This is a genomic window from Streptomyces sp. 147326 (genome assembly GCF_045000215.1).
In the GTDB taxonomy this organism is placed as follows: Bacteria; Actinomycetota; Actinomycetes; order Streptomycetales; family Streptomycetaceae; genus Streptomyces.
This window is the reverse complement of the sequence record NZ_CP134201.1, coordinates 2,591,915-2,612,051: the sequence shown is the minus strand read 5'-3', so window position 1 is coordinate 2,612,051 and position 20,137 is coordinate 2,591,915. Positions and strand designations below refer to the sequence as shown.

General features: G+C 73.7%; 15 protein-coding genes. 11 read left to right on the top strand and 4 right to left on the bottom strand.

Annotated features, from left to right (window positions below; genetic code table 11):
- Positions 1-156: 156 nt before the first annotated feature.
- From RIU97_RS11295 to RIU97_RS11285, 3 genes are all read left to right on the top strand, one after another.
- A complete protein-coding gene (locus tag RIU97_RS11295; protein WP_404955797.1) occupies positions 157-4,404 on the top strand; it encodes a glycoside hydrolase in 4,248 nt (1,415 codons plus the stop codon).
- Between the two features lie 8 nt (positions 4,405-4,412).
- Positions 4,413-5,510: a LacI family DNA-binding transcriptional regulator gene (locus tag RIU97_RS11290; protein WP_404955795.1), complete on the top strand. Its 1,098-nt coding sequence runs from the start codon at positions 4,413-4,415 to the stop codon at positions 5,508-5,510.
- An 84-nt stretch (positions 5,511-5,594) separates the two neighbouring features.
- Complete coding sequence (locus tag RIU97_RS11285) at positions 5,595-6,566, top strand: ROK family protein (protein WP_404962812.1); 972 nt, start codon at positions 5,595-5,597, stop codon at positions 6,564-6,566.
- A 40-nt stretch (positions 6,567-6,606) separates the two neighbouring features.
- On the opposite strand, the gene RIU97_RS11280 is transcribed toward RIU97_RS11285, so the two are convergent.
- Positions 6,607-7,602, bottom strand: a complete 996-nt coding sequence (locus RIU97_RS11280) for a TAXI family TRAP transporter solute-binding subunit (protein ID WP_404955792.1) — start codon at positions 7,600-7,602, stop codon at positions 6,607-6,609.
- Between the two features lie 137 nt (positions 7,603-7,739).
- On the opposite strand from RIU97_RS11280, the gene miaB reads away from it, so the two are divergent.
- A complete protein-coding gene (gene miaB / locus RIU97_RS11275; RefSeq protein ID WP_404955790.1) occupies positions 7,740-9,260 on the top strand; it encodes a tRNA (N6-isopentenyl adenosine(37)-C2)-methylthiotransferase MiaB in 1,521 nt (506 codons plus the stop codon).
- Positions 9,261-9,418: 158 nt separating this feature from the next.
- A complete protein-coding gene (locus tag RIU97_RS11270) occupies positions 9,419-10,126 on the top strand; it encodes a class III extradiol dioxygenase subunit B-like domain-containing protein (protein ID WP_404955788.1) in 708 nt (235 codons plus the stop codon).
- Positions 10,127-10,229: 103 nt separating this feature from the next.
- Here the strand turns inward: RIU97_RS11270 and RIU97_RS11265 are convergent, their stop codons facing one another.
- Entirely contained in the window at positions 10,230-10,475 is a 246-nt protein-coding gene (locus tag RIU97_RS11265) for an antitoxin (RefSeq protein WP_404955786.1), read from the bottom strand.
- Positions 10,476-10,498: 23 nt separating this feature from the next.
- The gene (locus RIU97_RS11260; protein WP_404955784.1) at positions 10,499-10,714 is read right to left on the bottom strand and encodes a gliding motility protein; all 216 of its coding nucleotides are present in this window, start codon (positions 10,712-10,714) and stop codon (positions 10,499-10,501) included.
- 185 nt (positions 10,715-10,899) lie between these two features.
- Here RIU97_RS11260 and miaA point away from each other — a divergent pair, with 185 nt between their 5' ends.
- From miaA to hflX, 6 genes are all read left to right on the top strand, one after another.
- Positions 10,900-11,838: a tRNA (adenosine(37)-N6)-dimethylallyltransferase MiaA gene (miaA, locus tag RIU97_RS11255; RefSeq protein ID WP_404955782.1), complete on the top strand. Its 939-nt coding sequence runs from the start codon at positions 10,900-10,902 to the stop codon at positions 11,836-11,838.
- 126 nt (positions 11,839-11,964) lie between these two features.
- Complete coding sequence (locus tag RIU97_RS11250; protein WP_404955780.1) at positions 11,965-12,483, top strand: hypothetical protein; 519 nt, start codon at positions 11,965-11,967, stop codon at positions 12,481-12,483.
- A gap of 72 nt (positions 12,484-12,555) precedes the next feature.
- Positions 12,556-13,431: a diaminopimelate epimerase gene (gene dapF, locus RIU97_RS11245; protein WP_404955778.1), complete on the top strand. Its 876-nt coding sequence runs from the start codon at positions 12,556-12,558 to the stop codon at positions 13,429-13,431.
- A gap of 140 nt (positions 13,432-13,571) precedes the next feature.
- Entirely contained in the window at positions 13,572-15,653 is a 2,082-nt protein-coding gene (locus tag RIU97_RS11240) for a RelA/SpoT family protein (RefSeq protein ID WP_404955776.1), read from the top strand.
- Between the two features lie 87 nt (positions 15,654-15,740).
- On the top strand, positions 15,741-17,189 hold the full coding sequence (locus tag RIU97_RS11235; protein WP_404955774.1) for a M1 family metallopeptidase: 1,449 nt from the start codon (positions 15,741-15,743) through the stop codon (positions 17,187-17,189).
- Between the two features lie 139 nt (positions 17,190-17,328).
- The gene (gene hflX, locus RIU97_RS11230; RefSeq protein ID WP_404955772.1) at positions 17,329-18,834 is read left to right on the top strand and encodes a GTPase HflX; all 1,506 of its coding nucleotides are present in this window, start codon (positions 17,329-17,331) and stop codon (positions 18,832-18,834) included.
- 132 nt (positions 18,835-18,966) lie between these two features.
- On the opposite strand, the gene RIU97_RS11225 is transcribed toward hflX, so the two are convergent.
- Positions 18,967-20,136, bottom strand: a complete 1,170-nt coding sequence (locus tag RIU97_RS11225) for a trypsin-like serine peptidase (RefSeq protein ID WP_404955769.1) — start codon at positions 20,134-20,136, stop codon at positions 18,967-18,969.
- Between the last annotated feature and the right edge of the window lies 1 nt (position 20,137).

Below are 20,137 nucleotides of genomic sequence, written 5' to 3'. Positions count from 1 at the left end.
GGGCCACAACCTGCCGGTGTGGATGAGGAAAGTCAACAGGGCCTCAGGTCGGGCTACTTATGCGCTTCAGTCCAGTTGACACAAGGGTTCTGTTCGCTGGAACCTGAGGGAACTAATGCGGTTTAGTCATGGCCGGCCACAGGGAAGCATGCGGAAATGGACAGCGGTATTTCGGTCACGGCGGTCGCCACTCAGGCCCTCTTTGCGGGGCCTCCGGAGACGCCGTCGCAGGTGGTCCGCGTGCGCATCCGCTGGGAGCGCCGGGCCGGCCCGCTGTACGTCACCGTGCACGGCGAGGGCCTCACCACCCCGCACCCGCGCATCCTGCGCGCGGACACGGACGCGGACGCGGACGCGGACACGGACACGGGCGAGACGGGCACGGGCGAGACGGGCACGGCCACCGTCGAGGTCGCCGTCCGCACCGGGACCGCCGCGCCCGGCGAGCTGCTGGCCGCCACCGCCCGGGTCGCCACCCCCGGCGGGCGCCCCCTCGCCGAGCTGCCGTTCGGGCTGACCGTCGCCGAGCCCGGCTGGACCGTCCGGCTCGTCCCGCACTTCCACTACGACCCGATGTGGTGGAACACCCAGGCCGCCTACACCGCCCTGTGGGACGCCCCGCCACGGCCCGGCGAGGCCGAGCGGGGCTGGGAGTACGCGGGCGTGCCCGCCTGCACCCTGGTCCCGCTCCACCTCCAACAGGCCCGCGAGGACCCGGCGTACCGCTTCGTGCTCTCCGAGGTCGACTACCTCAAGCCGTACTGGGACACCCACCCCGCCGACCGCGCCGAGCTGCGCGCGCTGATCGCCGAGGGGCGCGTCGAGATCGTCGGCGGCACCTACAACGAGCCGTCCACCACGCTCACTTCCGCCGAGACCACCGTCCGCGGCGCCCTCCACGGCCTCGCCCTGCACCGCGGCACCCTCGGCGCCGACCCCCGCACCGCCTGGCAGCTCGACGTCTTCAGCCACGACCCGTCCTTCCCCGCCCTGATGTCCGGCTGCGGACTCGACTCCGCCGTCCTCGCCCGCGGCCCGCACCACCAGTGGGGCCCGATGACGGACCGGTGGGGCGACCCGCTGCGGGCGCCCACCGCCATGCAGCTGCCCGCGGAGTTCGAGTGGATCGCGCCCGGGGACGACGGCGGGCAGGGGCTGCTGCTCCACTACCTGCCCGCCCACTACTCGGCCGGCTGGCCCTCCCACCGCGCGCCCGACGCCGGGAGCGCCGCCGAGCAGCTGCTGGACCTGTACGAACTGCTGCGCACCCGCGCCGCCACCCGCAACGTCCTGATCCCCATGGGCACGGACTTCTCCTGGCCCCACCGCTGGGGCCTGGACGTGCAGCACGCCTGGAACCGCCGCTACTGCTGGCCGCGCATGGAGCACTCCGGCCCGCGCGCCCACTTCGACGCCGTCCGGGCCGAGTTCGCCGCGCGCGGGGAGCGGCCGCTGCCGGTGACCCGGGAGATGGGACCCGTCTACACCGGCAAGGACGTCACCTACATCGACGTGAAGCAGGCCCACCGGGCCGCCGAGAACCTCCTCGAACAGGCCGAGACGTTCGCCGCACTGGCCTGTGCCGAGGGACTGCTCGACTATCCGGAGCGGACACTGGCCAAGGCCTGGCGCCACCTGCTCCACGCCGCCCACCACGACGCGGTGACCGGGACCTTCTCCGACCAGGTGTACCTGGACCTGCTCCCGGCCTGGCGGGAGGCGCGCGAACTGGCCGCCGCCGTACGGGAGGAGGCGCTCGCCGCGCTCACCGGCGCGGCCGATACCCGCGGGCCGTCGCCCCTCGCGGTGACCGTGCACAACCCGGTGTCCTGGACGCGGACCGACCTGGTCCGCACGCCGGTCGACCTGGCCGCGCTGGGGCTGACGGCCGCCGAGGCGCACCGGATCACCGTTCGCGACGCCGAGGGCCGGTACGCACCCGTCCACATCGAGGCGGCGGCCGGAGCCGTGGCCGAGGCGGTGTTCCTCGCCGTGGCGGTGCCCTCGCTCGGGCACCGCACCTGGTGGCTGGAGGCGGCCGGGCCGCCGCTCCCGCGGACGGCCGCCTCGGGCGGCTGGGAACCGGCGGACGGCCTCGTCGTGCAGAACGAGTTCTTCCGCGCCGAGGCCGATCCGGCGCGCGGCGGCGGCCTCGCCCGGCTGCTGGACCGGCGCACCGGGCAGGAACTCCTGCGCGCCGGGGAGGTGGACGAGCTGGTCGTGCAGGACGAGTACCCCCAGCACCCCTACTTCGAGGAGGGCCCCTGGCACCTGCTGCCGAAGGGGCCGGGCACCGGCTCGGGCTCCGCGCCCGCCGCCTCATGCCGGGTGGAGCGGGGGCCGCTCGGGGCGCGGATCGTGGCGACCGGGCGCACCGGGCCGGTCCGCTGGACCCGCACCACCACCCTGTGGGACGGCCTCGACCGGGTGGAACTGACGACGCGGATCGACGAGTTCGACGGCTCCGACCAGCTGGTGCGGCTGCGGATCCCGGCGGACGTGCCCGGGGCGGTCCCTGTCGCGGAGACGGCCGCCGCCGCCGTGGGGCGCGGCTTCGCCTTCCCGGAGGCGGATGCGGGAGCCGACCACGTCCGGGCCCCGTGGACCCTGGACAGTCCGTGCCTCAACTGGTTCGCGCTTTCGGCGCCGCTGGCCGGGCCGGACCGGGCGCTGGGCGCGGCCGAGATCGTGCTTCCGGACGCCGGAACTCCGGACGGCCTGCGGGAGTTGGTCACCGCCCTCGGCCGGTACGGGGTCACCGCCACCCCGACCCGGCCCGCCGGCCCGCGCTGGGGCGACCTGGCGGTGGACAGCAGCCTCCCGGACTTCCGGATCGCCCTCGGCGGCCCCGGGGCCAATGCCTTCACGGCGGCGGTGCTGGACGGGGCCGAGCCCGCGTACGCACAGGCCGTACGGGAACACGCCCGGACGTGGATCCCGGCCCGGGCCCCGCTCCGCGCCCTGTGGAGCCCCGGCTGCGCCCTGACCGGCATCCGGGACCTGCCGGTCCTGGTGGACACCGGGGCACCTGCGGAACTCGCCCGGACCGTCGCCGCCTCGGGCCGCCTGCCGGGCGCCGGGCGGCCGGCCGGGGAGGCGGCGCACGAAGTCCCGTACGCGAACCGGACCGTCGGGATCCTGGTCAGGGGCACGCCCGGCTTCGCCGTGGACACGGCGGGCCGGCTGCACAGCAGCCTGATGCGTTCGTGCACCGGCCGTCCCAGCGGCGCGTGGATGGACCCTCCCCGGCGCACCGCCCCGGACGGCAGCTCCTTCCAGCTCCAGCACTGGACGCACGTCTTCGAGCACGCGCTGGTGGCGGGGGAGGGGGACTGGCGGGAGGCGGACCTGGCGCGCCGGGGACGGGAGTTCAACAAGCCCCTCACCGCCGTGACGGGGGCGCCGACGGACGGCCCGCGCCCGCCTGCCCGTTCCCTCCTCGGCGTGGAACCGGCCGGCCGGGTGCTGATCGAGGCCGTGAAACGCGGCGAGGAGGGCGGCCTGGCGGTGCGGCTGCGCGAGACGCACGGCCGCCCGGCGGCGCCCGAGGTGCTCTGGCCCACCGGGGCGAGCGCCGAAGCGGACCTGCTGGACCGCCCGCTCGGCCCCTTCGGGGCGGGCATCGGCGGCGCGGCCACCACCACCGTGCTGCTGCGCACACCCTCCGGCATGCCGCTGCGGGAGGGCGAACGGGAGCCGCACCAGCCGGTGTTCAGCCGGTACTGGCTGCACAACACGGGGACGGCCCCGCTGGGGGACGCGGCGTACACGGTGACATGTGACGGCCCGGCGTCCGCCGCGACGGTGACGCTCGCCTCCCACGCCGGTGCGGGCGGCCCGGTCGCGCTGGAGGTCCGTGCCCCCGACGGCTGGCACGCCTCCTGGACCCGGCGGACCGTGGACCTCGAACCCGGCGGATACGAGCGGATCCCGCTGGGCGTGACGCCCACCGCCGCGGCCGGGCCCGGCGAACACCTGGTACGGATCCTCGCCGCCACCCCCGCGGGCGAGTTCGAGGACGTGCTGACCGTGACCGTCCCCGGCGGCCCCGTCCCCGCCGGGCTGTGGGTGGAGGCCCCCGACCGGGAGGTCGTCGTCGCCCCCGGCGCGCGGGGCCTCGTACGGGCCCGGATCGGCAGCACCGGCGTCCGCAGCGCGCTGACGGGCCGTGCCTACGCCGTCTCCCCGTACGGGACCTGGCAGTTGACGGGCCCCGCCGCCCTGCCCCTGCACGTGCCGGCGGACGGGCCGGCCGAGATGGAGTTCGAGGTGCGGCCACCGCTCGACACCCCTCCGGGGGAGTACTGGATCGCGGTCAAGGCCGCCTGCCAGGGCAGGATCGCGTACGGTCCGGCCATTGCCCTCCGTATTCCGCCACGCGTGACGCACCCGAAGGACGAATGAGACAGGTCATGGCCCGCAGACCCACGATCAAGGACATCGCCCGGCAGGCCGGGGTGTCGGAGAGCGCCGTGTCGTTCGCGCTCAACGACCGGCCCGGCGTCTCGCAGGACACCCGGGCCCGCATCCGCCGCGTCGCCGAGGAACTCGGCTGGCAGCCCAACAGCGCCGCCCGCGCCCTGTCCGGCGAACGGTCCGGAGCCGTCGGGCTGGTCCTCGCCCGGCCCGCGCACACGCTCGGCGTCGAGTCCTTCTTCCTCCAGCTCGTCTCCGGCATCCAGGAGGTCCTCTCCGCCGCCCGGACCGCGCTGCTGTTCCAGGTCGTCGAGGACATCGACGCCGAATGCGCGCTCTACCGGCGCTGGTGGGCCGAACGGCGGGTCGACGGGGTTCTCGTCGTCGACCCGCGCATGCGGGACCCGCGCCCGGCACTCCTCGGGGAGCTGGGTCTGCCCGCGGTCACCATCGGCGAGCCGGAGCCGGAGCCGGAGCCCGAGCCCGAGCCTGCCGGCGGATCCTCCCCGGCCCCGGAGGTCCCCGGGTCCGCGGTGGTCTCCTCGGTGCGGGCCGACGACGCCGGGGCCATGGCCCAGGTCCTGGACCACCTCCACGGGCTGGGCCACCGCCGGATCGTCCACATCGCCGGGCTCCCCGGCCTCGCCCACACCGTCCGCCGGATGGACTCCCTGCGGACCGAGGCCGCGCGGCGCGGACTCGGCCCGGACCAGGTGCGTTCGGTGGTCACCGACTACTCCGACGCCGAGGGGGCGGCCGCCACCCGCCGGGTCCTCGCCGAGCCCCAGCCCCCCACCGCACTCGTCTACGACAACGACGTGATGGCCGTCGCCGGGAGTGCGGTCGCCGCCGAACTGGGCATCCCCGTACCGGGCCGGCTCTCGGTCGTGGCCTGGGACGACTCCGCGCTCTGCCGGGTCACCCACCCCCGGCTCACCGCCCTCGTACGCGACACCGCCGGCTTCGGCCGGCTCGCCGCCGAGGAGCTCCTCGCCGTCCTCGCGGGCGGGCCGCCCGGGGTCCGGATCAGCGAGCAGCCGCGACTGGAGCCTCGCGAGAGCACGGCGCCGCCCCCGGCGCATACTGAATCCTGAACCCTTCCTGGAGCCGCCACCGTGATCACCCCCACCGCCCCCTTCCCCGCACCGCGCGCCGCCGCCGCGGCCGCCGGCCCGACGGTGGCGATCGACATCGGCGGTACGAAGATCGCCGGTGCGCTGGTGCACCCCGACGGCACGATGACCGCCACCACCCGCCGGGCGACCCCGCGCGGAGTGGACGCGGAGGGTGTCATGGCGGCGGTGACCGAGGTCGTCGCCGACCTGTCCGGCTCCCCGCTGTGGGCCTCGGCGGTCCGCTGCGGGATCGGCAGCGCCGGCCCGGTGGACACCTCCCGGGGCACGGTCAGCCCGGTGAACATCGGGGCGTGGCGGGAGTTCCCGGTCCAGGCCCGGGTGGCGGCGGAGCTCGCGGCGCGCGGGGCCGAGCTGCCGACCGTACTGGCCGGGGACGGCGTGGCCATGACCGCCGCCGAGCACTGGCTGGGCGCGGCCCGGGGGCACGAGAACGCGCTCTGCATGGTCGTCTCCACGGGCGTGGGCGGCGGCCTCATCCTGAACAACCAGCTACACCCCGGCCCCACGGGCAACGCCGGTCACATCGGCCACATCAGCGTGGCCTTCGACGGCGAACCGTGCGTCTGCGGCAGCCGCGGCTGCGTCGAGTCGATCGCCTCCGGCACGGCGATCGCCCGCTGGGCCCGGGACCAGGGCTGGACCCCGGCGGCAGGCGCGAGCAGCGGGAACGGCACGGGGAGCACGCGGGACGCCTCGGCCGCCGGGGTGGCCTCGGCCGCCGCCGCGGGCGATCCGATCGCCCTGGCCGCCTTCGACCGCGCGGGCCGTGCGCTGGCCGCCGCCATCGCCGCCACCGCGACCCTCGTCGAAACGGACATCGCCGTCATCGGCGGTGGCGTCGCCGCCTCCGGCGACATCCTCTTCGCCCCGATCCGCACCCACCTCGCGGCCTACGCCACGCTCTCCTTCGTCAAGGAGCTCCAGGTGGTCCCGGCGACTTTGGGCACCCACGCGGGCCTGATCGGCGCGGCCGCCGCGGCGACGATGCTGCTGCCGTCGCACCCGTCCCCGTAGGGCCCCGGCCGCACCGCTCCCGCCCTCGTGGAGGAGGACGTCAGGGCTTGACCGACCGGTAGTACCGGCCCGCGCCCTCGTGCAGCTTCAGGGGATCGGTGTAGATCGCCGTCCGCAGGTCCACCAGCTGCGCCGCGTGGACCTCGCGCCCGACCAGGTCGCGGCTGAGGATCACCGTCCGCGTCAGCTGCTCCGTCAGGGCGGGGTCCGTCTCCGCCGTGGTCACCAGCAGGTTCGGCACGGCCAGGGTCGTCACCGCGCTGGTGTTGCGCGCCCGCGCGTACGCGTCCTGCGGCATGACCGCCGTCCGGTAGTAGCGCGCCGGACTGCCGCTGCCCTGCAACTGCTCCACCAGGTCGCCGAGCTGCACGAGCCGGATCTGGTACCGCTCCGACAGCTCGCGCACCGCGTTCGTCGGCAGGCCGCCGGACCAGAAGAAGGCGTCGATCCGGCCGGCCTCCAGCTCGCCCGGCATGGTGTCGATGCCTATGGACACCGGTGTGATGTCCAGCACCGGGTCCAGCCCGGCCGCCTTGAGCAGCCGCTCCGAGACGAGCCGCACCCCGGACCCCGGCTGGCCGATCGCGACCCGCTTGCCCTTCAGGTCCCGGGCCGACTGCACCGCGGAGTCGGCCGGCACCACCAGCTGCACGTAGTCGTCGTAGAGCCGGGCGACCCCCCGCAGCAGGTCCGCGCGAGGCTTCCCGTCGAGCTGGTACTTGGCGACCGCGTCCGCCGTCGCCACGGTGAAGTCCGCCTCACCGGAGGCCACCCGCTTCAGGTTCTCCTGCGAGCCCTCGCTGGTCTCCAGCCGGACGTCCACCCCGGGCACGTCCCGTCCGAGCGCCTGCTGCAGCAGCTGCCCGTACCGGTGGTAGACGCCGGTCCGCGCGCCCGTGCTGAAGGTCAGCCCGCCCTGCGGTTCCGGCTCCCCGAAGGGCTTGAGCCACCAGGTCAGGACGCCGAGCACGGCCAGTACGGCCACCAGGACCCGCAGGGCGTGGCGCCTGCTGATCCGGGGCGGTACGAGAGGCATGTCCGCGATCCTGCCACCCGTCCGCCGTCCTGTCACGGCGCGGGCCGCCCGGGCACCCGCCCCGTCCCCCGGCCGCCTCCCCGCGGCCGGTCGCACGCGGGAGCGGAGGGCTGCCGGGTACCGCCTACCCTTGTTCCATGACCAGCAGCGACCGGAGCCAGGCAGTGGACGAGAAGCGAAGCTACGAGGTGCGCACCTACGGGTGCCAGATGAACGTGCACGACTCCGAGCGGCTCTCCGGTCTGCTGGAGGACGCCGGCTACGTCCGGGCACCCGAGGGCTCGGACGGCGACGCCGACGTCGTGGTCTTCAACACCTGCGCGGTCCGCGAGAACGCCGACAACAAGCTGTACGGCAACCTGGGCCGGCTGGCCCCGATGAAGACGAAGCGCCCCGGCATGCAGATCGCCGTCGGCGGCTGCCTCGCCCAGAAGGACCGCGACACGATCGTCAAGAGGGCCCCCTGGGTCGACGTCGTCTTCGGTACGCACAACATCGGCAAGCTCCCCGTGCTGCTGGAGCGCGCCCGCATCCAGGAAGAGGCGCAGGTCGAGATCGCCGAGTCGCTGGAGGCGTTCCCCTCCACGCTCCCGACCCGCCGCGAGTCCGCGTACGCCGCCTGGGTCTCGATCTCCGTCGGCTGCAACAACACCTGCACCTTCTGCATCGTCCCGGCGCTGCGCGGCAAGGAGGAGGACCGCCGGCCCGGCGACATCCTCGCCGAGGTGGAGGCCCTGGTCGCCGAGGGCGTCTCGGAGATCACCCTGCTCGGCCAGAACGTGAACGCGTACGGCTCCGACCTGGGCGACCGCGAGGCCTTCAGCAAGCTGCTGCGCGCCTGCGGCCAGATCGAGGGCCTGGAGCGGGTCCGCTTCACCTCCCCGCACCCGCGCGACTTCACCGACGACGTGATCGCGGCGATGGCCGAGACGCCGAACGTGATGCCGCAGCTGCACATGCCGCTGCAGTCCGGCTCGGACCCGATCCTCAAGGCGATGCGCCGCTCGTACCGGCAGGAGCGGTTCCTCGGCATCATCGAGAAGGTCCGCGCCGCGATCCCGCACGCCGCGATCTCCACCGACATCATCGTGGGCTTCCCCGGTGAGACGGAGGAGGACTTCCAGCAGACGATGCACACGGTGCGCGAGGCCCGCTTCGCGAACGCCTTCACCTTCCAGTACTCCAAGCGGCCCGGCACCCCCGCCGCCGACATGGAGGGGCAGATCCCCAAGGAGGTCGTGCAGGACCGCTACATGCGCCTGGTCGCCCTCCAGGAGGAGATCTCCTGGGAGGAGAACAAGAAGCAGGTCGGCCGCACGCTGGAGGTCATGGTCGCGGAGGGCGAGGGCCGCAAGGACGGCGCCACGCACCGTCTGTCGGGCCGCGCCCCCGACAACCGCCTGGTCCACTTCACGAAGCCGGAGGCGGAGGTCCGCCCGGGCGACGTGGTCACCGTGGACATCACCTACGCGGCTCCGCACCACCTGCTGGCCGAGGGCCCGACGCTGACCGTGCGCCGCACCCGCGCCGGCGACGCCTGGGAGAAGCGCAACGCAGCCCCGGCCCAGCCCGCGGGCGTCATGCTCGGCATCCCGACCCTGGGCGTCCCGTCCCCCCTCCCGGCCGCGACGTCGGGCTGCGCGGTACCGCAGGGCTGAGCCGAACCAGCTCGGCCGGAGCCGACTCCAGCCCCGCCGGCGTTTGAGGCGTGGGGTCCGGGGCGGAGCCCCAGGGCTTGAAGCCGCGGGGGCGGCGGCGCCCGAGCGGCACCGCACGGCCGCCCCGCCCGAGCCGCGCTGGCGTTAGGCTGCGGATCATGCTCGTAGCCGCTGCCGTCTGTCCCGCCCCGCCCCTGCTCGTGCCGGAGGTCGCCGCAGGGGCCGCCGCCGAACTCGGCGACGCCCGCACCGCCTGCTCCGACGCGCTGGCGGTGCTCGCCGCCTCCCGGCCCGACCTGCTGGTCGTGGTCGGCGCCGCCGACCAGGACCACCGCGGCCCCTACCCGCAGGGCGCCCGCGGCAGCTTCCGCGGCTTCGGCGTCGAGAGCGACGTACAGCTCGGGGAGGGCGACGAGGGGCCGCGCCTGCTGCCCCCGTCGCTCGCCGTCGGCGCCTGGCTGCTGCGGCACGCGCGGTGGGGCGCAGCCCCCGTCGAGGGGCTGGGCGTCGGGGAGCCGACGGACACCGCGCGCTGCCTGGAGACCGGCCGGGAGCTCGCCGCGCGCGACGCCCGGGTCGCACTGCTCGTCATGGGTGACGGCAGCGCGCGACGGACCCTCAAGGCCCCCGGCTACCTCGACGAGCGCGCCGCCGGCTTCGACGCGGCCGCCGCCCGGGCCCTGGGCGCCGCCGACACGGCCGCCCTCGCCGCGCTCGACGCCGAACTCGCGGCCGAACTCCAGGCCGCCGGCCGGGCCCCCTGGCAGGTGCTGGCGGGCGCCGCCGAGGGCGCGGGCCTCGAGGGCCGCCTGCTGTACGAGGACGCGCCGTACGGGGTGGGCTACTTCGTGGCCGCCTGGTCGTAGCGCCGGCTTCGGCCGTGGCCGGGGCTTCGCAGGCCTCCCGGAGACGCCGAAGGGGCGCGGGACCGGCGGCAGCCGTTGGTCCCGCGCCCCTTCCGGAAGCGCGTCAGGAGGTGGCCGGCGGCGTCGTACCGCCGGGGGCGTCCTTGTGCGCGATCTTGCCCAGGGCGTCCTTCGCCTTGCCCGTACCGCTCGTGATCCGGTCGCTGTACTTGCCGTGGGTCTTGGAGTCCACGGCCTTGGCCACCTTGTCCAGACCCTCGCCGATCTTGCCCTCGTGCTGTTGCGCGAGGCCCTCGACCTTCTCCTTCGCCGGAGCGAGCTTGGCCTTCAGATTGTCCAGCAGGCCCATGGGTCACCTTCCGTTGGCGGTCGCTACGTGCGGGCGCCCTCGCCGGCCTCGCTGTCCGCGGCCACCTCGGCCGACTGCTGCTTCGGGATCTCCACGGCTTCCGCCGCCGGGGCCTCCGCAACATCCGGCCCGGCCTCGGCCTCTTCGGCCGTACCGGACTCCGCCGTCAGGGCCTCGGCAGCGACCTCCTCGGCCGCAGCCTCTTCCTTACGACGAAAAAACCGATCAAAAACGCCCATGTCTACTCCCATAACGTTAATCGTGTGAGTGAAGTTCCGCCTTGGCCGGACCGGCCTCCGCCGGGCGGGCGCAGGGCGCACGCCGGGCCGGAACCTCGCCAGGGCAACGACCCCGCCCACGCCCCGTCACGTAACTCGATCGGGTACATGGCCGTGTCTTGACCGGGGGCTGCGAGACTGGGGCGGTGAGGAAAGCAGCCCCCGCCCCGCGGGTCATCGCCGTCGTCGGTCCCACCGCGGCGGGAAAGTCCGACCTGGGCGTCGCCCTGGCCCGCCAATTCGACGGCGAAGTCGTCAACGCCGACTCCATGCAGCTGTACCGGGGGATGGACATCGGCACCGCCAAGCTGACGACCGAGGAGCGCGGCGGAGTCCCGCACCACCTCCTCGACATCTGGGACGTCACCGACACCGCCAACGTGGCCGAGTACCAGCGCCTGGCCCGCCTGGAGATCGACAGGCTGCTCGCCGAGGGCCGCACGCCCGTCCTCGTCGGCGGCTCCGGCCTGTACGTCCGGGGCGCCCTGGACGTCATGGAGTTCCCCGGCACCGACCCCGAGGTCCGCGCCCGCCTGGAGGACGAGCTCACGCTGCGCGGCTCCGGCGCCCTGCACGCCCGCCTCGCCGCCGCCGACCCGGCCGCGGCCCGGGCCATCCTGCCCAGCAACGGCCGCCGCATCGTCCGCGCCCTGGAGGTCATCGAGATCACCGGACGCCCCTTCACCGCCAACCTGCCCGGCCACGAGTCTGTCTACGACACCGTGCAGATCGGCGTCGACGTCGCCCGGCCGGAGCTCGACGAGCGGATCGCGCTGCGCGTGGACCGGATGTGGGAGGCCGGGCTGGTGGACGAGGTCCGCGTGCTGGAAGCCCGCGGGCTGCGCGACGGAATCACCGCTTCCAGGGCGCTCGGCTACCAGCAGGTGCTCTCCGCGCTCGCCGGGGAGTGCACCGAGGACGAGGCCAGGGCGGAGACCGTACGGGCGACCAAGCGGTTCGCCCGCCGCCAGGACTCCTGGTTCCGCCGCGACCCGCGCGTGCACTGGCTCAGCGGAGCCGCCGCCGACCGGGGGGAACTCCCCGGACTCGCGCAGTCGTTGGTCGAACGAGCGGTCACAGCCTGATCACGTGATGGCATCGGGACGCCCCGTGCGCCCGTTGCGGGGCCGGGGGCGTGCCATCATCAAACTGCTGCGGGTGCGGTCACCTGCGGTGAATGGCGGCGCACTGAGTCCGAGTGGGGAGGGCGCGTGGCGATGGAGGCCGGCCCTCGCGACACCGGGCGGGACGACACCCGGCGGGAAGCGGATCCGACGCTTCTCGACGGTACGGACGGGCCCGCAGGCCTCGGGCTGCCCGCGGATCCCGCGCGGCTGACCCCCGACGGCCCGGACACCCCGGACACCGCCGAGGCGGAGGCGGCCGCAGGCCCCGCAGTCGAGGTCGAGCTGCGCCCGCAGCGCCGCCTGCGCCTGTGGCAGATCGCCCCCATCACCATGCTCGCCGCCGCCGGCTCCCTGATGTTCGCCTTCCCGCTCGCCTTCGAGTTCGGCGACGGCGGAGCCGTGGTCGCCATGCTCGGCTTCCTGATCAGCTGCTGCGCCGGAGGCTGGGGCATGATGGCCGCCCGACGGGTCGGCTACACGTGGCCCGGGCTCCCGGCCCGGGGGAGCGGCCGCCGCCCGGACTGGCGCATGGCCGCGCTGTACGCCGTGATCGCGCTCGCCGTCGTGAGCCTGGCCGTGTACCGGGTCGCCCGGCTGCGCTGACCGGCCCTCCCGCACAGGTCCGCGTACTGGACCGCGCGGCGGCGCTGAGCTGGGCCTCGGTACCATGGGCGGGTGACGCAGCGCACCCTCTCCTTCCTCAAGGGCCACGGCACCGAGAACGACTTCGTGATCGTTCCGGACCCGGACAACGCCATCGAACTGCCCGCGTCCGCCGTCGCGAAGCTGTGCGATCGGCGGGCCGGCATCGGCGCGGACGGCGTCCTGCACGTCGTCCGGTCCGCCGCGCACCCGGAGGCGGCACACCTCGCCGGCGAGGCGGAGTGGTTCATGGACTACCGCAACAGCGACGGCTCCATCGCCGAGATGTGCGGCAACGGCGTGCGCGTCTTCGCCCGCTACCTCCAGTTCGCCGGCCACGTCGAGCCCGGGGACTTGGCCGTCGCCACCCGCGGCGGGATCAAGCGGGTCCACCTGGACAAGACCGGCGACGTCACCGTCTCCATGGGCCGCGCCGAACTCCCCGAGGGCGAGGTCACGGTCAGCGTCGGCTCCCGGAGCTGGCCCGCGCGCAACGTGAACATGGGGAACCCGCACGCCGTGGCCTTCGTTGAAAGCCTCGACGACGCCGGGAACCTCTACACCGCCCCGCCCTTCAGCCCGGCGTCCGCCTACCCGACGGGTGTCAACGTCGAGTTCGTCGTCGACCGCGGCCCCCGGCACGTCGCCATGCGCGTCCACGAGCGCGGCTCCGGCGAGACCCGCTCCTGCGGCACCGGCGCCTGCGCCGTCGCCGTGGCCACCATCCGCCGCGACGGCGTCGACCCGGCCGTCACCGGCGCACCGGTCACGTACACCGTCGACCTCCCGGGCGGAACCCTGCGCATCACCGAACACCCCGACGGGCAGATCGACATGACCGGACCGGCCGTGATCGTGGCCGCGGGCGAGTTCGACGAGGCCTGGCTCACCGAAACGGCTTTCGCCTGAAGCTTCCCTCTAATGGGTGATCCGTTTCACGCTGAGCGAGAGGTGGACTGCGCCACGTGGTGGGGTCGGTAACATCAGGCACCGGCCCTGAGGGCTCACCCCATGCCCGCCACCGCCGGTCGAAGCCGCCGGAGGTGCCCATGAGTGCAGAGGCCACGAACCCCGAAGCACACCCCGAAGCGCGCCCTGAGCTCCGCAGACGGGGCCGGACCAGGCTCGATCTGCGCCGGCTCGGCCGCGCGGCCCTGCTCGGGCCCACGTCCCGGGACCGGCTCCCGGACGCCATCGGCCACGTCGCCGAGGCCCACCGCGCCCACCATCCGGACGCCGATCTGTCCCTTCTGCGAAGGGCGTACCTCCTCGCGGAGACCTCGCACCGCGGCCAGATGCGAAAAAGTGGTGAGCCGTACATCACACATCCGCTCGCCGTCACCCTGATCCTCGCCGAACTCGGCGCCGAGACCACCACCTTGACGGCCTCTCTGCTCCACGACACCGTCGAGGACACCGAGGTGACCCTCGATCAGGTCCGCGCGGAGTTCGGCGACGAGGTCTGCTTCATCGTCGACGGGGTCACCAAGGTCGAGAAGATCGACTACGGCGCCGCCGCCGAACCCGAGACCTTCCGCAAGATGCTCGTCGCCACCGGCAACGACGTCCGCGTCATGTCCATCAAACTCGCCGACCGGCTGCACAACATGCGCACCCTGGGCGTGATGCGCCCCGAGAAACAGGCCCGCATCGCCAAGGTCACCCGCGACGTCCTCATCCCGCTGGCCGAACGGCTCGGCGTCCAGGCCCTGAAGACCGAGCTGGAAGACCTCGTCTTCGCGATCCTGCACCCCGAGGAGTACGAGAGCACCCGCGCGCTCATCGCGGCCCACGCCGGGGAACGCGACCCGCTGCCCGCCATCGCCGACTCCGTACGGGCCGTCCTGCGCGACGCCGGCATCGCCGCCGAGGTACAGGTACGGCCGCGGCACTTCGTCTCCGTACACCGCATCGCCCGGACGCGAGGCGAGCTGCGCGGCTCCGACTTCGGCCGCATCCTCGTCCTCGTCGGCGAGAACGCCGACTGCTACGGGGTGCTCGGGGAGCTGCACACCTGCTTCACCCCGGTCGTCTCGGAGTTCAAGGACTTCATCGCCACCCCGAAGTTCAACCTCTACCAGTCGCTGCACACCGCCGTCGCCACCCCCGAGGGGTACGTGGCCGAGGTCATCGTGCGGACCCGGCAGATGCACCGCGTCGCGGAGGCCGGCGTGGTGGCGCTCGGCAACCCGTACGCCACCGCGACGCCCGACACCGCCACCGACCCCGACGAAGAGCGGGTGGACCCCACGCGGCCCGGCTGGCTGTCCCGGCTGCTCGACTGGCAGCAGTCCGCGCCCGACCCCGACACGTTCTGGAGCGTGCTCCGCGCGGAGCTGGCCCAGGACCGGGAGATCACCGTGTTCCGGGCCGACGGGGGCACCCTGGGCCTGCCCGCCGGGGCCAGCTGTATCGACGCCGCCTACGCCCAGCACGGCGAGGCGGCCCACGGCTGTATCGGCGCCCGGGTCAACGGGCGCCTCACCGCCCTGTCCACCCCGCTGTCCGACGGCGACACCGTGCAGCTGCTGCTCGCGCAGGACGCCTCCTCGGGACCGGCCGCCGAATGGCTGGACCACGCGCGGACCCCGGCCGCCCGGATCGCCATCAGCAGCTGGCTCGAATCCCATCCCGACCGGGCGATGTCCACCACCTCCGCCGCACGGGCTCCGCTGTCGGTGGTCGGCGCCCGCGGCGGCGGGGGCAACGCGGTCGCCGACCTGCCGGACGCCACCGTGCGGCTCGCCGGGTGCTGCACCCCGGTGCCGCCCGACGCCGTCGCCGGCTTCCTGGTCCGCGGCGGGGCCGTCACCGTCCACCGCATCCACTGCGCGGCGGTGGCGCAGATGCGTGCCGTGGGGCGCACCTCCGTCGCCGTGCACTGGCGGGCCACGGCCGACTGCCGGGTCACCCTGCTCGCCGAATCGTTCGGCCGCCCGCACCTGCTGGCCGACCTCACCGAGGCCATCGCCCGAGAAGGGGTCGAGGTGGTCTCCGCGACCGTGGAACCCCCGGTCGAGCAGCGGGTCCGGCACACCTACACCCTGCAGCTGCCGGACGCGGCCGGGCTGCCCGCGCTGATGCGTGCGATGCGGGACGTGCCGGGCGTGTACGACGTACGCCGGGCGTAGGCCGGGACGGCCCTGGAAGGTCCCGTTCGGGTGGAATCGTCGCGCGCCGTACGCGGCCGGGCGGCGAGCGCTGATAAGCGGTGGTGGATGCAGCTCTCCTCCCCCCGCCTGCGCGCCGCTCTGCTCGCCGCGGCCTCCCTGACCCTCGTCGCCGCCGTACTGCCCCCGCCGAAGCCGCTGGGCATCGGCGACCCGCTGTTCCCCGCGCTCGGGAACCCCGGGTACGACGTGCTCTCGTACGACTTGTCCTTCGCCTACAAGGACAACCGGAGCCCGCTCGACGCGGTCACCGTCATCGACGCCCGTGCGCTGGAGCCGCTGGAGCGGATCAACCTGGACTTCACCCACGGCAAGGTGGCGTCCGCCGAGGTCAACGGGGAGCCGGCCCGGTTCGAAAGCGTGGGGGAGGACCTCGTGCTGACCCCCGCGCGAGCGGTGGCGGACAACGGGCCGCTGCACATCACCGTCCGCCACACCAGTGACCCGCGCGGACGCGGGGACGGCGGCTGGGTGCCCACCGAGGACGGCCTGGCCATGGCCAACCAGGCGGACGCCGCCCACCGCGTGTTCCCCTGCAACGACCACCCCGCCGACAAGGCCCTCTTCACCTTCCGGATCACCGCCCCGCCCGGGCTCACGGCCGTCGCCAACGGCGAGCAGGTGATCCCCGCGATGCGCTTCGGCTCCTCGAAGACGTGGACGTACCGGACCCGGCACCCCATGGCCACCGAACTGGCCCAGGTCTCCGTGGGCCGGTCCGCCGTCGTGCACGGCACCGGCCCGCACGGGCTGCCGCTGCGCGACGTGGTCCCCGCGGCGGACCGGGAGCGGCTGGAGCCCTGGCTGAAGAAGACCGCGGGGCACATCGCGTGGATGGAGGAGCGGGTCGGCCGCTACCCCTTCGAGAACTACGGGGTCCTGATCGCACGGGCGACGACCGGCTTCGAGCTGGAGACCCAGACCCTCTCGCTCTTCGAGCACAGCCTGTTCGCGGGCGAGGGCTACCCCGAGTGGTACGTCGAGTCCGTGATGGTCCACGAGCTCGCCCACCAGTGGTTCGGCGACAGCGTCACCCCGCTGACCTGGTCCGACCTGTGGCTCAACGAGGGACACGCCACCTGGTACGAGGCCCTGTACGCGGACGGGCTCGGCAAGTACTCCCTGGAGCGGCGCATGCGCGAGGCGTACCAGCGCTCCGACCAGTGGCGGGCGGCGGGCGGCCCCCCGGCCGCCCCGAAGCCCGCCGCGCCCGGCGAGAAGATCGGGCTCTTCCGGCCGGTGGTCTACGACGGGTCCGCGCTGATCCTCTACGCGCTGCGGCAGGAGATCGGCACCGAGGCCTTCGACCGGCTGGAGCGGCGCTGGGTGTCGCAGTACCGGGACGGGGTCGCGGGCACGGCCGACTTCGTACGCCTGGCCTCGGAGGAGGCCGGCCGGGACCTCGGGGCCTTCCTGGAGCCCTGGCTGTACGGCAAGACCACCCCGGCGATGCCCGGGCACCCGGAGTGGAGCACCCCGGTCGCGTCCGGCAAATAAAGCGTGTGACCGGTGAGGAACGGGCATGTCACCATCGACGAGGCCGTTCGGGGAATCCCCCGGCGGTGTGACACGTTGGACGTGACAGTTAACGTGCCTGTTCACGTGCCAGTGCTATTCGAATCGACGTAAGGATCCAATGACCTCCTCTTCTTCCCCTTCCCAGGACGCGCGGGACGCACAGGACGTGCCGGACTCGCAGAGCTTCACCGAGAGCCTTCGGGCCGATGCCCTGATGGAAGAGGACGTCGCCTGGAGCCACGAGATCGACGGAGACCGGGACGGCGAGCAGTTCGAACGCTCCGAGCGCGCGGCCCTGCGCCGCGTGGCCGGCCTCTCCACCGAGCTCGAAGACGTCACCGAGGTCGAGTACCGGCAGCTGCGCCTCGAGCGCGTCGTTCTCGTCGGTGTCTGGACCTCCGGCACGGTGAACGACGCGGAGAACTCCCTCGCGGAGCTCGCCGCCCTCGCCGAGACCGCGGGCGCTCTCGTCCTCGACGGTGTGATCCAGCGCCGCGACAAGCCGGACCCGGCCACCTTCATCGGTTCGGGCAAGGCGCGCGAGCTGCGCGACATCGTCATGGAGAGCGGGGCCGACACCGTCGTCTGCGACGGCGAGCTCAGCCCCGGCCAGCTCATCGCCCTCGAGGACGTCGTCAAGGTGAAGGTGGTCGACCGGACCGCCCTCATCCTCGACATCTTCGCCCAGCACGCCAAGTCCCGAGAGGGCAAGGCACAGGTCGCCCTCGCGCAGATGCAGTACATGCTGCCGCGACTGCGCGGCTGGGGCGCCTCGCTGTCCCGGCAGATGGGTGGCGGCGGCGGTGGCGGCATGGCCACCCGAGGCCCCGGTGAGACCAAGATCGAGACCGACCGGCGACGGATTCGCGAGAAGATGGCGAAGATGCGCCGGGAGATCGCGGAGATGAAGACCGGCCGCGACATCAAGCGGCAGGAACGGCGCCGCAACAAGGTGCCCTCGGTCGCCATCGCCGGATACACCAACGCCGGCAAGTCCTCGCTGCTCAACCGCCTCACGGGCGCGGGCGTCCTGGTGGAGAACGCACTGTTCGCCACCCTCGACCCGACCGTGCGCCGGGCCGAGACGCCCAGCGGCCGGGTCTACACCCTGGCCGACACGGTCGGCTTCGTCCGGCACCTGCCGCACCACCTCGTCGAGGCGTTCCGCTCCACGATGGAGGAGGTCGGTGACTCCGACCTCATCCTGCACATCGTGGACGGCTCGCACCCGGCGCCGGAGGAGCAGCTGGCGGCGGTGCGCGAGGTGATCCGCGAGGTCGGCGCGGTCAACGTGCCCGAGATCGTGGTGATCAACAAGGCGGACGCCGCGGATCCGCTCGTCCTGCAGCGGCTGCTGCGGATTGAGCGGCACTCGATCGCCGTCTCCGCGCGGACGGGTCTGGGCATCGAGGAACTCCTCGCGCTCATCGACTCCGAGCTGCCGCGGCCCGAGGTCGAGGTGGAGGCCATGGTGCCGTACACGCGCGGCTCGCTGGTCGCCAAGGCGCACGCCGAGGGCGAGGTGATCTCCGAGGAGCACACCCCGGACGGCACCCTGCTCAGGGCTCGGGTCCACCAGGAGCTGGCGGCGGACCTGGCGCCGTACGCGCTCGCGAAGCAGTGAGCGGGCCGGACGGCTTGCAGCTTTGACGGCATGACGGCTTGACGGCTTGACGGGCGAGGGCCCCCTGCACTGCGCAGGGGGCCCTCGCCCGTTCGGTCCTGTCCGGCGGTGTCGGCAGGGCTGGAGCAGGAGCTACTTGAACTTGCGGCTGACGGCCTCGAAGACGCCCTTCGCCTCCGGACCCAGCCGGGGTCCGGCCAGCCAGCCCGCCTTGGCCGGGCCGATCGAGGTGTTCGACACCAGCGCCGGCTTGCCGTCGGCGCCCGCCGCGACCCAGCCGCCACCGGAGGCACCGCCGGTCATGGTGCAGCCGATGCGGTACATCGCCGGGTCGGTCGCGTTCAGGGACAGCCGGCCCGGCTTGTCCGTGCACTGGAAGGCCTTCTGGCCGTCGAACGGAGCCGCCGCCGGGTAGCCGGTCGCCGTGATGCTCGCGACCTTGGGCACGGAAGGCGCGGCGAACTCCACCGGGAGCGCGGAACCGACCGTCTCCTCCAGGGACTTGCCGCTGCCCTTCTCGGGCGTCACGTGCAGCACCGCGAAGTCGTAGGGGGCACCCGCGCCGCCGGTCGGTCCGCCGGTCGCGATCCACTGGTCCGAGGTCTGCGCCCAGTCGCTCCACCAGACGCCGTACGGGGCCACCTGCTCGCGGGGCGCGCCCTTGAGCTGCGCCGAGGGCTTGCCCGCGTTGTTGTAGGACGGGACGAAGGCGATGTTGCGGTACCAGCCGCCGGACTTGCCCGCGTGCACGCAGTGGCCCGCGGTCCAGACCATGTTCGACTTGCCGGGGTGAGCCGGGTCCTTGACCACGGTCGCGGAGCAGACCATCGAACCCTCGGGCCCGTCGAAGAAGACCTTGCCGGACTCCGGAACGCTCTGGTGGTAGGGCGGGTTCGCCGGCTTGGCCGCCACCGGGGCCGGGGTCGGGTCGGTAACGCCCTGGTCCTTGCCCGCGTCCGGGTCGACGGACGGGCGCTGCGGCTGCTCGGCGTCACGCATGCGGTCCGGGTCCCACAGGCCCTCGATGATCGGGTTGATGTAGTCGCCCGCCTCGCGGAGCCAGTCCTCCTTCTTCCAGTTCTTCCACTCACCCCCCTTCCACTTCTCCAGGTCGATGCCGCGCTCTTTGAGCTTCTCCTTGAGCTGGTCCGGGATCTTGATCCCGTCCGGGCCGGGAAGGCTCGCCGCCACGGTCGGCTTGGCGTCGCCGCCGGCCTCCTCGTCGCCGGGGCCGCAGGCAGCTGCGGTCAGCGCGAGCGCGGCCGCGCACAGGATCGCGGTGACCGGTCGGTTCGGTCGCATG

What these genes read in the sequence shown, in the direction of transcription:
- RIU97_RS11295 (WP_404955797.1), top strand. Translation starts at nt 157, where the DNA reads ATGGACAGCGGTATTTCGGTCACGGCGGTCGCCACTCAGGCCCTCTTT.
- RIU97_RS11290 (WP_404955795.1), top strand. Translation starts at nt 4,413, where the DNA reads ATGGCCCGCAGACCCACGATCAAGGACATCGCCCGGCAGGCCGGGGTG.
- RIU97_RS11280 (WP_404955792.1), bottom strand. Translation starts at nt 7,602, where the DNA reads ATGCCTCTCGTACCGCCCCGGATCAGCAGGCGCCACGCCCTGCGGGTC.
- miaB (WP_404955790.1), top strand. Translation starts at nt 7,740, where the DNA reads ATGACCAGCAGCGACCGGAGCCAGGCAGTGGACGAGAAGCGAAGCTAC.
- RIU97_RS11270 (WP_404955788.1), top strand. Translation starts at nt 9,419, where the DNA reads ATGCTCGTAGCCGCTGCCGTCTGTCCCGCCCCGCCCCTGCTCGTGCCG.
- RIU97_RS11265 (WP_404955786.1), bottom strand. Translation starts at nt 10,475, where the DNA reads ATGGGCCTGCTGGACAATCTGAAGGCCAAGCTCGCTCCGGCGAAGGAG.
- RIU97_RS11260 (WP_404955784.1), bottom strand. Translation starts at nt 10,714, where the DNA reads ATGGGCGTTTTTGATCGGTTTTTTCGTCGTAAGGAAGAGGCTGCGGCC.
- RIU97_RS11240 (WP_404955776.1), top strand. Translation starts at nt 13,572, where the DNA reads ATGAGTGCAGAGGCCACGAACCCCGAAGCACACCCCGAAGCGCGCCCT.
- RIU97_RS11235 (WP_404955774.1), top strand. Translation starts at nt 15,741, where the DNA reads ATGCAGCTCTCCTCCCCCCGCCTGCGCGCCGCTCTGCTCGCCGCGGCC.
- hflX (WP_404955772.1), top strand. Translation starts at nt 17,329, where the DNA reads ATGACCTCCTCTTCTTCCCCTTCCCAGGACGCGCGGGACGCACAGGAC.
- RIU97_RS11225 (WP_404955769.1), bottom strand. Translation starts at nt 20,136, where the DNA reads ATGCGACCGAACCGACCGGTCACCGCGATCCTGTGCGCGGCCGCGCTC.